General features: G+C 43.6%; 18 protein-coding genes and 3 tRNA genes. 7 read left to right on the forward strand and 14 right to left on the reverse strand.

Annotation, left to right across the window (positions count from 1 at the left end; all coding sequences use genetic code 11):
* Nucleotides 1-18 precede the first annotated feature (18 nt).
* From NUW02_03240 to NUW02_03250, 3 genes are all read left to right on the forward strand, one after another.
* Nucleotides 19-99, forward strand: a tRNA-Leu gene (locus NUW02_03240).
* 201 nt (nt 100-300) lie between these two features.
* Entirely contained in the window at nt 301-1,161 is an 861-nt protein-coding gene (locus NUW02_03245) for a hypothetical protein (protein MCR4275028.1), read from the forward strand.
* 22 nt (nt 1,162-1,183) lie between these two features.
* The gene (locus NUW02_03250; GenBank protein ID MCR4275029.1) at nt 1,184-2,128 is read left to right on the forward strand and encodes a hypothetical protein; all 945 of its coding nucleotides are present in this window, start codon (nt 1,184-1,186) and stop codon (nt 2,126-2,128) included.
* A gap of 88 nt (nt 2,129-2,216) precedes the next feature.
* On the opposite strand, the gene NUW02_03255 is transcribed toward NUW02_03250, so the two are convergent.
* Together NUW02_03255 and NUW02_03260 are read right to left on the reverse strand one after the other, a co-directional pair.
* Nucleotides 2,217-2,495 (reverse strand): hypothetical protein, encoded by a 279-nt coding sequence (locus NUW02_03255; GenBank protein ID MCR4275030.1) that lies wholly within the window; start codon nt 2,493-2,495, stop codon nt 2,217-2,219.
* Nucleotides 2,496-2,551: 56 nt separating this feature from the next.
* Nucleotides 2,552-3,526, reverse strand: coding sequence for a hypothetical protein (locus NUW02_03260; protein ID MCR4275031.1), 975 nt, complete (start codon nt 3,524-3,526; stop codon nt 2,552-2,554).
* Between the two features lie 111 nt (nt 3,527-3,637).
* On the opposite strand from NUW02_03260, the gene NUW02_03265 reads away from it, so the two are divergent.
* The 4 genes from NUW02_03265 to NUW02_03280 all read left to right on the forward strand — a co-directional run bounded on the left by NUW02_03265 (nt 3,638) and on the right by NUW02_03280 (nt 5,930).
* A tRNA-Lys gene (locus NUW02_03265) sits at nt 3,638-3,710 on the forward strand.
* A gap of 176 nt (nt 3,711-3,886) precedes the next feature.
* Nucleotides 3,887-3,971, forward strand: a tRNA-Leu gene (locus NUW02_03270).
* 236 nt (nt 3,972-4,207) lie between these two features.
* Nucleotides 4,208-5,059, forward strand: coding sequence for a YccF domain-containing protein (locus NUW02_03275; GenBank protein ID MCR4275032.1), 852 nt, complete (start codon nt 4,208-4,210; stop codon nt 5,057-5,059).
* 10 nt (nt 5,060-5,069) lie between these two features.
* On the forward strand, nt 5,070-5,930 hold the full coding sequence (locus tag NUW02_03280) for a hypothetical protein (protein ID MCR4275033.1): 861 nt from the start codon (nt 5,070-5,072) through the stop codon (nt 5,928-5,930).
* Nucleotides 5,931-6,020: 90 nt separating this feature from the next.
* On the opposite strand, the gene NUW02_03285 is transcribed toward NUW02_03280, so the two are convergent.
* The 12 genes from NUW02_03285 to mltG form a co-directional block, all read right to left on the reverse strand.
* Entirely contained in the window at nt 6,021-6,314 is a 294-nt protein-coding gene (locus tag NUW02_03285; GenBank protein ID MCR4275034.1) for a hypothetical protein, read from the reverse strand.
* Nucleotides 6,315-6,326: 12 nt separating this feature from the next.
* The gene (locus tag NUW02_03290; protein ID MCR4275035.1) at nt 6,327-6,671 is read right to left on the reverse strand and encodes a pilin; all 345 of its coding nucleotides are present in this window, start codon (nt 6,669-6,671) and stop codon (nt 6,327-6,329) included.
* 91 nt (nt 6,672-6,762) lie between these two features.
* Nucleotides 6,763-7,107: a pilin gene (locus tag NUW02_03295; GenBank protein ID MCR4275036.1), complete on the reverse strand. Its 345-nt coding sequence runs from the start codon at nt 7,105-7,107 to the stop codon at nt 6,763-6,765.
* A 20-nt stretch (nt 7,108-7,127) separates the two neighbouring features.
* Nucleotides 7,128-7,424, reverse strand: a complete 297-nt coding sequence (locus NUW02_03300; GenBank protein ID MCR4275037.1) for a pilin — start codon at nt 7,422-7,424, stop codon at nt 7,128-7,130.
* Entirely contained in the window at nt 7,421-7,837 is a 417-nt protein-coding gene (locus NUW02_03305; protein MCR4275038.1) for a TrbC/VirB2 family protein, read from the reverse strand. The genes NUW02_03300 and NUW02_03305 overlap by 4 nt, the downstream gene beginning before the upstream one ends.
* Nucleotides 7,838-7,839: 2 nt before the next feature.
* Nucleotides 7,840-8,235, reverse strand: a complete 396-nt coding sequence (locus NUW02_03310) for a pilin (GenBank protein MCR4275039.1) — start codon at nt 8,233-8,235, stop codon at nt 7,840-7,842.
* A 63-nt stretch (nt 8,236-8,298) separates the two neighbouring features.
* The gene (locus NUW02_03315; GenBank protein MCR4275040.1) at nt 8,299-9,594 is read right to left on the reverse strand and encodes an extracellular solute-binding protein; all 1,296 of its coding nucleotides are present in this window, start codon (nt 9,592-9,594) and stop codon (nt 8,299-8,301) included.
* Between the two features lie 122 nt (nt 9,595-9,716).
* Nucleotides 9,717-10,256 carry a methyltransferase domain-containing protein gene (locus NUW02_03320; protein MCR4275041.1) on the reverse strand — a complete coding sequence of 180 codons (540 nt, stop codon included), beginning with the start codon at nt 10,254-10,256 and terminating at the stop codon, nt 9,717-9,719.
* A 94-nt stretch (nt 10,257-10,350) separates the two neighbouring features.
* Nucleotides 10,351-12,822, reverse strand: a complete 2,472-nt coding sequence (gene gyrA, locus NUW02_03325; GenBank protein MCR4275042.1) for a DNA gyrase subunit A — start codon at nt 12,820-12,822, stop codon at nt 10,351-10,353.
* Nucleotides 12,823-12,900: 78 nt separating this feature from the next.
* Nucleotides 12,901-13,152 carry a hypothetical protein gene (locus tag NUW02_03330; protein ID MCR4275043.1) on the reverse strand — a complete coding sequence of 84 codons (252 nt, stop codon included), beginning with the start codon at nt 13,150-13,152 and terminating at the stop codon, nt 12,901-12,903.
* 12 nt (nt 13,153-13,164) lie between these two features.
* Entirely contained in the window at nt 13,165-13,791 is a 627-nt protein-coding gene (locus tag NUW02_03335) for an MBL fold metallo-hydrolase (GenBank protein ID MCR4275044.1), read from the reverse strand.
* 51 nt (nt 13,792-13,842) lie between these two features.
* The gene (mltG, locus tag NUW02_03340; protein MCR4275045.1) at nt 13,843-14,778 is read right to left on the reverse strand and encodes an endolytic transglycosylase MltG; all 936 of its coding nucleotides are present in this window, start codon (nt 14,776-14,778) and stop codon (nt 13,843-13,845) included.
* Nucleotide 14,779 lies beyond the last annotated feature (1 nt).

Raw genomic sequence — 14,779 nt, forward strand, 5'->3', positions numbered from 1 at the left:
GAATTAAATGCCGGATTTGGGCCAGTGGTGGAATGGTATACACGCACGACTTAAGATCGTGTCTCGTATGAGATGTGGGTTCGAGTCCCACCTGGCCCACAAAGCGAAGCTTTGTCGTGTGGGACGAGAAAGTCGCAGACCGACGGGCCGAGACGGGGCTGCAAAATTTTTCAGCAGAAAAATATTTGTGGCCGAGTCCCACCTGGCCCACACCATAAGAAACAACAGTGAGAGAAATTTTTAAAAAAGAAAAAACTGATACAATGTATCAATCTAACATCATTTTAAAACACCTAGAAAATGGAATCTTTCGAAAAAAATAATCAACTTAGTTACGAAAAAAAAACTCTTTTAACTGAGAGGGACAGGGAGGTTGTAAAAGAAAGTCTTGAAACGCTTTTGCATAAATTTAGAGATATTCCAAATGAAAAACTGCCAACAGTGGTAGCATTCTTAGAAACCTCAACTCGACCCGCAGTTTACGCTGTAAAACCAATTTTTAAAAAAATTTATAAAGAGGCCCAATTGAATGAACCTAAAATTCAATTTTTGACCACTTTTAGAAGTATCGACAAGACCTCCCTTGGCCACATATTTACAGAAAAATTTTTTTATGAACTAGAAAATGGAAAATCGTTTGAAGAAGCCCTAAAAGAAGCCCGAGACAGGTCTCTTTCTGATGGGGCCAGTGAAGAAATGCTCGAGTCTTATACTGACAAAATAATCGACCACTACCTAACACTAATGGAGAAACTTAAGACCCTACTTGAATCGTCAAATGACGGTCCTGTACTAATTTTTGACGATTATATTTTTAGTATGGCTTCCTACAACCAAATAGTTGGAGCTTTGAAGGCTTTGGAAGTTCCTCCCGGTAGGGTTACTTTCTTTGCAATGTATGGCTGGGCTGGTAAAGAGCCCCTTGAAAAAGCAGCTTCCCCAGATGTTCCTATCTGGGTTGGATCAGATATCAAAAAAGATGAAACTTGGTCTGGTTTTTCATACAGAAGAAATCCAGAGAAGTCAAAATACCTCGGTGTGGCAAAAAACTTCCCAAATGTTACGGAGAAAATATCGTCTGAGGAAAGGGATTCTGAAAAAATGAAAGAGCTGAGACAAATATTTAGTAATTTGGGCGAAGAAGTTTCTCGAGAGCCTTAATAGCTGTTTTTAAATATAACGTATGAGAGAATACCCAAAAAATCCGGAGATAGAATCAATCGATCAAATTCCAACTATAAAATCTGGATCTTTGATTATTGAGAGAGGAAAAACAGAACAACTTGAGAATTTACCCGAAAACAGTATAGCCCTTGATGGGTATGTTCAAGGTCCATTATTTGATCTTGAACACAATAAGTTTTCATTTGATCACCACGATAATGTAAATAGACAAATTACTCGCGCAAGCTGTCAACAAATAGCTGATGCACTACTGCTTGGTTTTGAACCCAAAGAATCAAATATTTATGTTAATGATATTGACGGAGACACCGTTTTATCCGTGTGGCTACTTCGACACCCTAAAATGGTGAATGATCCGAGGGTCAGAATGTTGGTTGAGTCTGTGGGTGGAGTAGACGCGCACGGTCCAGCATATGTACCGCTTGATTCAGAGCTTGCCGAGAAATTTTATAAGGGAGTAATGAAACCTGAAATTGATACACGAAGGAATAGAACATACGCTCAGACTGACTTAAATACTTTATTAGAAGAATGTCTAAAAAATGTGGACGCCTTGGTGGCAGGAACATTGGTGTATGAAAAACTAGAAGATCACAGGAGTTTTGAAGTTATAAAAGAAGGCACGGGATGGATTATGGTAGAGTCTAATGACTTCGTTTTTGATCTTGTATATAAAGCTGGCCATACTCGCGCAGTGGCAATGCAAAAACAACCGGATGGAAGTATTGCGTATACCGTTGCAAAAAAATCAGAACTTGTCAGCAATTTCCCAGTCGGACCAACATCAAAGGACGGGAGTATACTTTACGAGCTAAACAAACTTGAGGCAGGTTGGGGCGGAGGATCTACTATCGGTGGAGCCCCCCGTAATCCCGACGGATCAAGATCTCATTTATCTCCGGAGGAAGTTTTTGGTGCTATCGAAGATATACTCAATAAATAGAGTGACTATTTTTATTTAATTACTTGTACGAGCGTTTAACTATTTACGGGTATAAACAAGGCACTATGTGCCGTGGGTAAGAATATTTCTATTCTTTTGGTTGTTTTTTATCTTTTTGATCCCGTATTAAATCAGCAATAAAATAAGAGTCGGCAAATTGGCCTCGACTATTTTTATAGACAGTATAGCCGTCATAAATTAATCTGCCTGATGGAGTAAATCTGTCTTTTCCATCAAAAAAACCATGTTCACTTACCAGTTCCCAACCAAGTTCAGATGCACTCTTATCAAATTCCTCCGTATGGTTGTCAACGGATTTTTTTACCTCTTCATGCTCACTACTAGGCATTTCCATTTTATTTTCCATGTTTATATAAATTAAATTCGTATAATTAATAACGATTATACTATTAGTCTTATACTCTACTTACTTTCAAGTTTTTCTTTAATAATCTTGTCTAGTAAAACCGCATACTCTTCTGGATTTAATGTGGTTCCCCCTTTTCCTTCAGGACCCTTGGCTCTTTTAGTACTGCCCGCATTCCACCTGCCACCAAAATCTGGCAAATTAAGGGTGTTCAGAGTTAGACCTTCAGGTGCTTTCATTCCTAATCGTATCTTTATCTCCCATCTTTCTGGATTATCTTTCATCGGACTTCCGAGAAGTATGACGATTGCATCAGGTAAAAGGGCCGGCAACAGTCCTGCGTCAAATTTTTCATTTACAGATGTAAAATACACATCCCCGATACTATTGAATTTTCCGTCTGTTATTATTTCTTTTGCCCTTTTTCTGTCTTGTAATCGTTTGTTGAGCATTTGTTCCGCTTCTTCATCAACCGGTTCTCCTTTAAGGAGTTTTTCAAGATTGGTTAGAGAAAAAGAAATGCTTCTTTTATCTTGTAGAGATTGGAGTAGATCAGCAATTTCATTTTGAGCACCTGTGTGGTCAGCCGCAATTGCAGCCTCTCCAAATTTTTGATCTGGTGACAATATGCCTCTCATAATCGAACTTGAAAGAACACTGTCACAATCCACATGATTGACTACAACATGAACTGGTGGAATCATCACACCATTTTTTTCAACAAATTGTATGGCTAGGTTAGTGCTAGAAATTTGTCTTGCCATTAAAGCTCCTGGCGCATGATGATCTATGTTTGTTACATCCTCCTGTCTATACCCGGATTCTAACTCCTCTCCTTTTTCAATATCTTCTACATAAAAATCACAAACTACGATAGGATCATCTGGTATAATCTCTCGTAATTCTGATATTGTAATTTTTGATCTTTCGGGAAAAAGTTCGATTGGTAATTTTTCTAACTTGTCAGTAAGTGGTTCTGGGTCAGAAATAGTATATCCTTGCTCTACAAAATTTTCTGGTTGTTTTTCCATATGCTCTAATACTAAGCATATTATCTACCTTACACAAGTGCGTCTTAAATCGTGTGATTAAGTCCCACACCTAGAATAATTCTTTTTTATTGCTACAATAACGCTATTCCACCACCCATAGCTCAGCTGGTAGAGCAGCTCCCTCTTAAGGAGACGGTCGTAGGTCCGATTCCTACTGGGTGGACTTTCGGTAGAAAGTCCTGCAAACTAGAGCGCACGGCGGTGCGCACCGCACCAGCAAGCCGTACCTGGTTCGCGCGAAGTGCGATACGGCTTACTGGGTGGACTACGAGTACTTAGAATTTTACAAGTGTAGCGAAGTAAAATACTTAGTAACTTGTGACGACTTTCACACATATTGGGCGAGTGGCGAAATTGGTAGACGCGCTAGCCTTAGGAGCTAGTGTCGCAAGACTTGGAGGTTCGAGTCCTCTCTCGCCCACCAAACAAACAGGAGGGATGCGAAGCATTCTTCCTGTTTTTGTTTTGTAGGTAACGAGAGGGGGCTCGAAATACGGCCCTACAAAGCCCTATTTTATGCATTCGTAGCTTGACAATCCTATTGTTTGTGATATACTGTGTCTCGGCAGTTCTTTGACATCATGAATTTGGAAATTCATCTCGCAAGGGATTGAATATATCAGAAAACAAACAACCTCACTCTCTCGAAAGGAGAACACCATGGCTATCATCCGCACGGGCTTCGTGATGGAGCTCTTTGAGGCAGTCGCCGCCCGCTTGGGCGTCGACTGGTTGGTCGACAAGGGAAAGAAGTCAACCACCGAAACTCCATCAGCCACACAAGCAAGTGACCAGAAAGAAGACCGCATGGACTGGCACTTGCTCATCAACAACGACAGTGTATTGCCCTTGAAGAATCGGAAGATTCTTCATGAGGCAGTCGAGAAGTTGTCGCCAGACGACCGTGATCGTGCCGAGCAAGCTATCGGCAAGGTCCTCTCGGATGGGCGTGATGGCTTCTTCAAGGCGCGGTCCGTTGTCACCATGACACAGAAGAGTTCCGAATCCCGTAAGGGGGACGACTCGAAAACCGTCAAGGAGACGACTGAGTCGTCGAAGTCAGGTGTGGCAAAGACAGTGAAAGAAACGACCGAGTCCCACAAAGGAGGCGACTCGAAGTCAGCACGTGAGCCAGTGACTCGGGAAGTATATCCGAAAGGTTTTGAACCCGAGAGTCTCACCGTTGAGTTCCTCAGGAGCTCAACAAACTCACTAGAGGCGGCCGATCTGTTCCTCGCGATGCTTCTCCAGAAGTCTCGCACCCAGCAGGCACGAGAAGCTGCTAAGAAAGCGCTCGATCAGGTTGAGAAGTTTGTTGGGAACAAGCTCTGGTGGTTCTTCGGAACGTACCTTGCTCTTCTCATCATCTCTCTCGTCGGCTGGGTTGTCTGCTTCAGCGCAGTCATCACCAGCCCCGAAGCATTCTCCACGTTCATGTGGGGTCTCGTGTGGTTCGCCCTCTTCGTCGCTCTCTCGACGCCAATCGCAAAACTTCTACTTCCCAAAGAGTAAGGAGTAGGTCATGAACGAAAAAGATTTGCCGAAAATCATCGGCGCACTCCTCTCAGGAGTAGTCCTCTTTATCCTCATGACGTACATGGGGGTAACGAACGGTTTTCTGAAGATTCTTGTTGTTGTACTTCTCCTCCTGTCGTTTTTCAGCGACAGGTTTGGAAATGCTGGCAAGAAGTTGCGTACCATCTTCAGCATCGCGACGGCTGTTGTGTTTCTCCTTTCGTGGGGATACACTGCAGCAACTGCAACATGGGGAAAGCACGAGCTCCAGGTGGCCATGCCACGTGAAATCTTTAACTCGGAGAGTCCTCTGCCGAAAGCAGGAGAAAATCCGACTACGGGTGCCACATCGAAATTCATCCGTCTTCCCGACGGAACGCTCAAGCCCGTTCCACTTTCGTGGAAACGCGACCAGCGAACGGGGTTGGAGATCCCAAATCCTGGGACCGTCGAGTACTGGAACCAACTCAACGAGTACAACGCTCAGGAAGCCCGCAAGACCACCACTCCGGTAGAGTACCGGTTTTGCTGGAGCAAGCCGAAGGAGGTCAAAGGTTACCGTCCAGACCTCCGACAGAAGTGTCTCCCTATGCGAATCAACGCATGGAGCGGTGGGTACATCAACATCTCCGTCTTCCACCTCTCAGGAGGTGAAACGAAGGAGCAGGTGTACTCCATGAATCGGCCCGAAGGGACCGGCACATGGAAGAACACCGACGGAAGTGGCGGACACGGGGTGTGGGAAGAGCTTCCCCTCCCAGAAGGAACCAACACAAAGATGTTGGGAAGACTCAAAGATGAGACCCAGAAGGACGACGGGTGGTTCAGTTTTGTCATCACCCCAAAGTCCACCACCCCAAGTTCATGATGTGCATAGTGACGTTGGTGGTCCTCACAGACCACCAACGTCGAAGGGCGCCCCTCGCGGGACGCCCTTTTCTTATACACTATCCATTTTTTATATTGGCGCTGTTACGGTTGGTGTAATCGCAGCTGGTGGATTTGGATTTGTAGCACCAATGGTACCTGTAATAATCTTAATGATCCCAAATACTGAAATCATAATGACCATCCCAAGAATTCCCCACAGCATATTCCGCCTCCCTTTTGCCTTACCATCATCACTTTCCGAATCACGGATTGATTCAACAATTCCCCAGAAAAATATGACAAAAGCAACAGCAAAAAGAAGAAGGATAATCGGCTTAAGAATCACCGTATATCCAGTTGCAAGAAAAGTCTGGAGTGACATACGGACTTACTTTTATTGAACGCCAGGTACTGGCAAATTACCACCTGTCGTAACTCCAACCTGAGCGGCAATGAAGTTAATAATACCGACGATTGCAACCATCACGAAAAGCGCAATGATACCTCCAATCATAAGACCCTTGCCTTTCTTTCGAGCCTCATCATCATCTGAATTCATGATGAACTTAATCAACCCCCAGAAGAATACAAGGAGGGCCAAACCAATAACAATAGGCGTTGCGGTGTCAATCAATCTTCCAATTGCGGTAAGAATATTTGAAACACCACCCAACTGTGCAAATGCAAACAATGGTGTGAATGCAGATGCGATAGCGAGACCTTGTAGAACTTTTTTCATACGTAGTGTGTAATTACTTTTAATATAATGCTAACAACTTAATACTATCACCAACATACCCGAGAAACTAGATACTCTGTCCCCAAAACCGTTACAGAGTTACCTTGGGAGGAGTGAACGGACCGTCTACTGGGCTAAGACCGAGAGATGACCTAATAAATGCGACTAACCCAACGACTGAAAATAATACGAATAACGCTATCACCCCGTATATCATAATACTTTTCCCTTCCTTGGCCTTGTCCGCATCACCAGCACTGGTAAGATACTTTACAATTCCCCACATAAACACAAGAAGAGCGAGCGAGGCAATTATTGGGATAAGCCAACCAACCCACACCCCCAAACTGGTTATAACACTCCCAACACTCTGTGCAAACACAAACAACGGCGAGAGTACAAGCACTGCAACAAGCGATGATATATATCTACGCATAATGATTAAATTAATGACAATTAAAATATTGACCTATAAAGCAGTTGCACAATTCCCCAGAACGAAAAAAGAATAAAGAGTGCGAGGATTCCATACGTCATAATACTTTTACCTTCTTGTGCTTTTGCTTCATCACCGGCATTGCGTATGTATTTTACAATACCCCATATAAAGAATAGCACCGCAAGCCCTGTGAGCAAAGCAAGAATGGGATTAAGAAGTCCTGTGAAGAGTCCAATCAAACCAGCCAAATCTGTAACGGCAAAAGAAACCAGTGGCGCAAAAACAAGTGTGAGAAGTAGCAGTATTTTTTTCATACAATATCTTGTTGGGTTGTTGGCGCATCTCTGTGGCCAAGTTGAGTAACGGTATTTTTAATAACATCTGAAAGAATTTGTGCACCAAGAAGAACTGCCGCGCCAACAACCGTCCAGAGAAAAGTATTTTTTGCATCCGTAATTCCCTTTGGGTCCCCTCGCGCTTTCACAAACAAAAATCCTGAATAAATGAGGAAAAAGACGATGACAAAGTAACCAATATCTTTAACCGCTGTGACAATAATAGTGATGAGTGCAGGAATACTGGTTACATTATTAAGTGGGTTCTCGATGGTACTACCTTCACCGCCCACTTGTGCAAAAATGACCATAGGAACCACAAAAACAAACAGTGCCAGAGCGAGAGACACAACCGCACGTATCTTTTTATTTTTTTGAAAAAATGTGTTCATAGTTATGGTTGTCTAAATGGATTTGCTGACCACCCCCTTCCTGTTAGCACATTTGTTATTAAATCAATAATCAAAAATCCTGCAAGTGCAATAATAAGCCCAAAGAAGACATTTTTAAATATTTCATGAGCTTTTGATATCTTGCCCATATCCCCCGCCGCCGTGAGATACAAAATACCCGCCCACGCAAATAGTGCCGCCGAAATCGGAAGTGCAACCGTATAGAGGAGAAAGTTAATGACATTATTAACGAGAAGAACGAGGTCATTGAACGTGCAGGCGGTCTGGGGTGGTGGCCCACCACAAGGAACAATCGCTGCAAAAGATACCAGAGGAACGAGCACTACCGCCAAAGAAAGGCCGAAGGCCACCGTCTTTCGTTTCTGTTCTTGTGTCATATAGCCATTGTATGCCCTTATCAGAAAAAAGTTATCCCCACCCACATTTTTCGTCTTCATTTGCTATTCTAATAGCTGGCTCATCCGTCCATTTGCCTGACTTACCGCCTGACTTATTGATACTCGCCCCGACGTTACATCTTCAATGAGTGTACTAAAGAGTGCGTTCGTTTGAACGGGGTCTGGGTCATAAAATCCTCTTGAGATAAGTGCATCATTATAAAATACTGCCTTGTATGGGTCGGTCGGCACTTGTGAGAGAGCGTCGCGACGTGCTGGCGGAAGTCCGAGTATGTCAAGAAAAAATGGAGACATCTCTTTACTTGTCAGAATTGTTGCGGCTTGAAATGCATTTGCCTTCGTTGGTGATTGGTTGAGAATTGCAATCGCATATATGGTGCCGAACGTACTTTTTTGAACAGCGTCACGAACCTGTGGCATGCGCGTCACATCAAAATTAAGATTTGGGTTTTGTTCTCGTATACCAAAAAGCTCACCAGAAAAACCGAGGTACATAGCAAGATCACCCCTTACAAATAAATCCTTTGAGGCAATCAAGGAACGATTCCATGAGTATGACGGCTTTACTGGATTTGCAAACTCAGTATAAAAGCGGAGGGCTGAATCTGCAGGAACTTCGGAAAGACCAAATCGTTCGCTGATACTGCTCATCACGCCGTTTTCTGTGCGTATTGTAATCGGATTACCAGCCTGCATCATCATAAGTGCGAGAATCTCTTTTGCATGATTGACATTGCGATATTCTCCGAGCGCTATGGCACTTTGTAATACATTATGTGCTGTATCTGATTTTGTGAGCTTCGGCACAAGGGCTGTTATTTCTTCCCACAACAATGGTGGTTGGGCTATGCCCGCAGCATTAAAGAGTGTCCTGTTCCAATAGAGCACCATAGGGTCAACGGCAAGCGGAAAGGCAAGAATACCGTCCGTACCAACAAACAACTCGGCACCCTCAATAAAAGTATCCCTAAATGTTCGCTCGGGAAGATTTTGAAAAGGAATCGGATAGATTTTCTTTTCGTGCTTGAGGAGTCGTTCTTGAGAAAGAATAATCGCATCGGGGCCTCGGTTTTCTGCAAGAGCTTCTGTTAGTTTTGCATCAAATGCTTCTTCAGAAAATTGTGTGTAGGTAATCGTGAGAATATTGTCATTTTTTTCATTAAAAAGTTGTACGGCTTTATCAATCATGTTTTTATCAAGCGTTCCCCACAAAACTGCCTGCGCAGGAACATCTCCCGAACCTGACGAGCCAAACTTACCATACGATGCCACCGCAATAACTCCGGCAATAATAAAAAATCCAAAAATAACGAGAATAATTGTTGGAAATGATTTCATATAAAGTGGGGGTTGGAAGTTAGATGTTGGATGTTGGAGGTTGGTTTTAGTTTGGTCTTTGTTATTTTTCTTTCTACATACTACTTTCTACATACTACTTTCTGCTTACTACTTTCTGCTTACTACTTATTTTCTTTCGGCTTTCTTAAAAGCATACCGTAGTGGTGTGTTCCTGCATCAATGTCTTTTTCAAAAACAAACCCCGCACTTTCAGCGAGCGTTTGGGCGGTGTGACGTTTGAGCACAGATGTAGCATGAGGTCCCATACCTCCGTACGAATCACTCCAGTCAACAATGAGCGCCTTTCCATCAGCACGTAGAATACGGAACATCTCCTTTAAAAAACGCTCCTTGTGCTCTATTTGAAACAAGATATTGGTGGCCATAACTGCGTGCACTGATGCATCCGCGAGTGTTGTTCCCCGCTCTTCTTCAAGATCAGTCCACATGGTGTGTACATTCAAAAGGCCTTCCTGCTGTGCTTCTTTGTGCACTTTTTGTATGAGCTCTTTCTGAAGATCGCACGCATACACTACCCCCGTTTCACCAACGTGGCGCGCAGCAAGAAACGTGAAATCCCCGGCACCAACGCCGAGGTCTGCAACATGCATTCCTTCACCGAGTTGAAACTGCTCAATAATTTTTTCAGGGTGTGCAAACATATACCACTATTGTAAAGCACCACTAACCAAGCACCAAATGATAAGTGGAACAATCGAAAAAACCCACAAAAAATTCTTACTACTTACTTCTACCCTACAAGCAGACAAATGATGCGATAGAATCTCCCTCACGAAGCTTCATAATACGAACACCTTGTGTCACGCGTCCAAGAAGTGAGATTTCAGAAAGTGCTACCCGAATAACCTGTCCTTTTTGGGAAATGACCACAAGTTCACCTTCTTCAGATGACACAATCTGAGACGCCATCACCTTACCCGTTTTTGCGGTTACATTCGCCGTTTTTACACCCCCACCTCCTCGTTTTTGAGTTTTATACTCATCTATTGCTGTTCGCTTTCCGTATCCGTTTGAAAGGAGAATAAGTAGTGCTGAGTCGGCGTCTTCTTTCTTCACAACACTCGTGCCCACAATAACGTCTTTTGCTGACAGACGCATTGCCCGAACACCTCCGGCAGTACGTCCCATGGCTCGAATATCTGTTTCTTTGAAACGAATTGATTGACCACTTTGAGAAACGAGCAATGTTTCATCTCCAGGATTTACAAGAACGGCAGCAATGAGTTCATCATTTGCGTCCAGTGAAATCGCAATAATACCACTACGGCGTACATCGTGGAAATTGGCAACTGCAACCTTTTTTGCAACACCGCGACGAGTCACCATCATAACACCACCTTTTGACTCTTTTGAAATTTTTGACAGCGGAAGAATGGATGTCACGCGCTCTCCGTCTGAAAGCTGTAGGAAGTTCATCACCGACTTTCCTTTCGTTGCGCGCTTTCCTTCTGGAAGTTCGTACATCTTCAATTGGTACACCTTTCCTTTGTCCGTAAAGAACAGGAGGTCGTCGTGTGTATGTGCACCAACAAGCATGGTAACAAAATCTTCTTCTTTGGTATCCAAATCGATCACTCCAACACCACCACGCTTTTGTGCCTTGTATTCACTTGGATTCGTGCGCTTGATGTACCCGCCAGCAGTAAATACCACAACGTTTTCTTCGTTGGGAATTAAATCTTCAGCAGAAAGATTTTCAACGCCCCCTCGAACCACTTTTGTTCTTCGGTCATCACCGTATTTCTGCTCAATTGCAGTGAGCTCTGTCTTAATAACCTCACGCATCTTTTTCTCACTCTTGAGAAGTGCTGTAAGTTCGGTAATAGTTTTTTGAACCTCTGCAAGCTCGTCTTCAACCTTCTTTCGTTCAAGACCAGCAAGCTTTTGAAGTCGCATTTCCAAAATGGCAATCGCTTGGAGCTCTGAGAAACTGAATTTTTTCTTAAGGGATTCTTTTGCGTCAAGAGCATCTTTTGATTTCTTAATAACCGCAATTACTTGGTCAATATGGTCGAGTGCTTTGGAGAGACCAAGGAGAATGTGCTCTCGGGCCTGTGCAACATTGAGGTCAAATTGCGTACGACGTCGAACCACAATAAGGCGGTGTTTGACAAACTCTTCCAAAATACTCTTCAAGGAGAGCGTTTGCGGAACACCGTCCACGAGACACACGGTATTGATGTGGAACGTGTCTTCAAGCTGTGTGTGTTTGTAGAGAAAGTTGAGAATTTTTTGTGGATGTGCCCCCGTTTTGAGCTCAATCACCACACGAATATCCTTCGTTGATTCATCACGAATATCACGAATACCATCAATCTTTTTTTCTCGAACAAGGTCAGCAACTTTGACAATGAGATCCGCCTTGTTAACACGGTACGGAATTGATGTAATTATAATTTGAAATTGACCCTTTTTCCCTTCCATAATTTCAGCTTCACCACGTGTCACAATTCCTCCCTTTCCGTTCGTGTATGCGTGCTTAATATCTTTTTCACCAAAAATAACCCCGCCTGTTGGAAAGTCTGGCCCTTTGACAAACGAGAGGAGGTCGTCATTTGTTGCTTCTGGGTTATCGGCAAGATGCACCGTTGCGTGGACAACTTCACGGAGGTTGTGTGGAGGAATGTTTGTTGCCATACCAACAGCAATACCAAGCGTGCCGTTTAAAAGAAGTCCTGGGACAGACGCCGGAAACACTACTGGCTCTTTGTATCGTCCGTCATAGTTTGGTCGCCAATCAACCGTATCTTTTTCAAGGTCTTGCATGAGCTCAAATGCCACGCGCGACATTCGTGCTTCGGTGTATCGCATCGCGGCTGGAGGGTCTCCATCAATTGAACCAAAGTTTCCCTGACCAATAACGAGCGGGTAGCGGTACGAAAATAGTTGCGCCATGTTCACCATCGCATCGTACACAGACGCATCTCCGTGCGGGTGGTATTTTCCAAGCACTTCACCAACGACAGCGGCTGATTTTCGTGGCTTTGCTGTTGGAAGCAACCGCATGCCATACATGGCGTATAAAATTCTGCGATGCACTGGTTTAAGCCCATCTCGAACATCCGGCAACGCGCGCATTGTGATAACCGACATCGCATAGTCCAAATACGCCTCCTTCATTTCGGCAGAAATGCTACGAGAAACAATCCCTGATTCGGAGCGATCTGGCACTATATTTTCATCTTCTTTTGGTGTTTTGGAAGCCATGAAATACTACATTTTTACCCTATCATTATACACCAAAAAGACCCACAAATAAAGGGGATTTCTTCGCTTTTGGGTGTTTTAAAATGAGTTCTGCACGGTGCTTTTGAGCGAGTCCCAAAGAGAGGAAAATGTTTCTTTGGAGCTATTCAGTGGGGAAACTTTTTCTGAAATAACGGTGTCTGCGGGAGAGGAAATTTGATTGAGGTGTGCAAAAAATGAGACAAACCAAATACCAAAAATACACACCGTTATCCAAAAGGCAATCCACAATGCTATGGTACGACGTTCGTGTTCTGGGCGCTGTTGAATCTTTTGTAATAACGTAAACATACTGGGAATGTGCTACACCTGTGGAGAAAGCACAATAACCTCACCCTCTTTTTCAATCACTTCTTTTTTTCGCAAAGTTACCTTGTCTGTTGCCGAAGCCCCCGTTTCTCCCTCTTCTTTAAGAAACGCCTTGAGTGTGTCTGCTGTGTAGTGCATTGGAATCACCACATGTGGTTCAAGAGAAACGGAAAGTTTGTGAGCCGCACGCGCATCAAGAACGCCGTCTCCACCAATAGGAAGAAAGAGAATGTCAACATCATCCAGCACTTCATACAACTCTGAAGAAAGTTGTCCATCAGAAAGTGCACCACAAAAACACATCTTCATATCTTCCAATGTAACGAGGTACACCGTATTGAGTCTCTCTTTTCCGTCATACATACTCTTTGACGAATATCCGCGAATCACAATACCATTGAGTTCATATTCTCCTGGCCCACTGATAACTAGAGGACTGGCATCTCCGCGTGCAACCGTTTCCGCACCATTCATATCGGGGTGGTTCACCGAAACAAGCACAACATCTGCACCGTACGATGTTGCGGTGTGTTTTGATTTCTTGGATACGGGGTTAAATGCGAGGACCGCGTCTCCAAATTGAACTTTAAATGACTCTAGTGTGTTGTACGTAATTATCATATGTACGCAAAGTATACCAAAAAATGCCTTCCCCGTCCTCTTATATTCATACTACAAATATGTTTCTTTATTTTGCTTGTGCTCTTCAAACGTCTCAGCATAGTGGGTTACCCCATCCTTTCCATTGAGGTAATACCAATATGGTGTCTTTGTTGGAGAAAGTGCCGCTTCAATGGCACTTCGTCCTGGGTTGCTAATCGGTGTTGGTGGAAGTCCAACTCGTGTGTATGAATTGTATGGAGAATCAAGTTCCAAATCTGCACTCGTCAATTCGTGTGACTCCTTTCCAAGTGTGTACGCAAACGTAGCATCAACTTGTAATGCCATGCCAACATCAAAACGCTTCCAGAGAATGCCGGACACGCTACGCTGATCTTCTCTCCCACGTGCCTCCTCTTCTATAATAGATGCCATCGTTACTATTTCTTCCAAACTTCGACTTGATGATGCAATTGCATCTGCGTATTCGGCAAGAATGGTGTCTGATTTTTTGGAGAGTGTTGAGAGAACATCTTCTGGTGTTGTGTTTACAAAAAAGAAATACGTATCAGGAAACAAAAATCCCTCTTGGGTGTATGCGAGTGAAAAAAACTTTTGTTTGTCAAATGCTGGCAGATTTTTTGAAAGAATATCAGCCATAGTGGCAACGGTGATGCCTTCAGGGAGCACTACTTTAATCTGTTCCAAACGATAGTCACCGTGCGTGAGGCGATATGCAACCGCGAGTGTTCCTTGTGGTTTTTTAAAAAGGTAATCTCCCGCTCGAATATTTTCTGCACCACCGATGACTTCTGTAAGCACCCTGAGTAATGTTGTTGATGTAATAATACGTGCGCCTTTAAGCAACGATGCAGCCTCTACAAACGAAGCACCTTCTGGGATATTCACCAAGGAGTGCTCTGGGAACGGCTTCGGCGTATGCAACAAAATCAAAAGAAGCACAACGCCACACACCACACCAATGTTCATCATCATATTTCGAGACATA

Source organism: Candidatus Campbellbacteria bacterium (assembly GCA_024653945.1).
In the GTDB taxonomy this organism is placed as follows: Bacteria; Patescibacteriota; Minisyncoccia; order Phycocordibacterales; family EsbW-18; genus EsbW-18.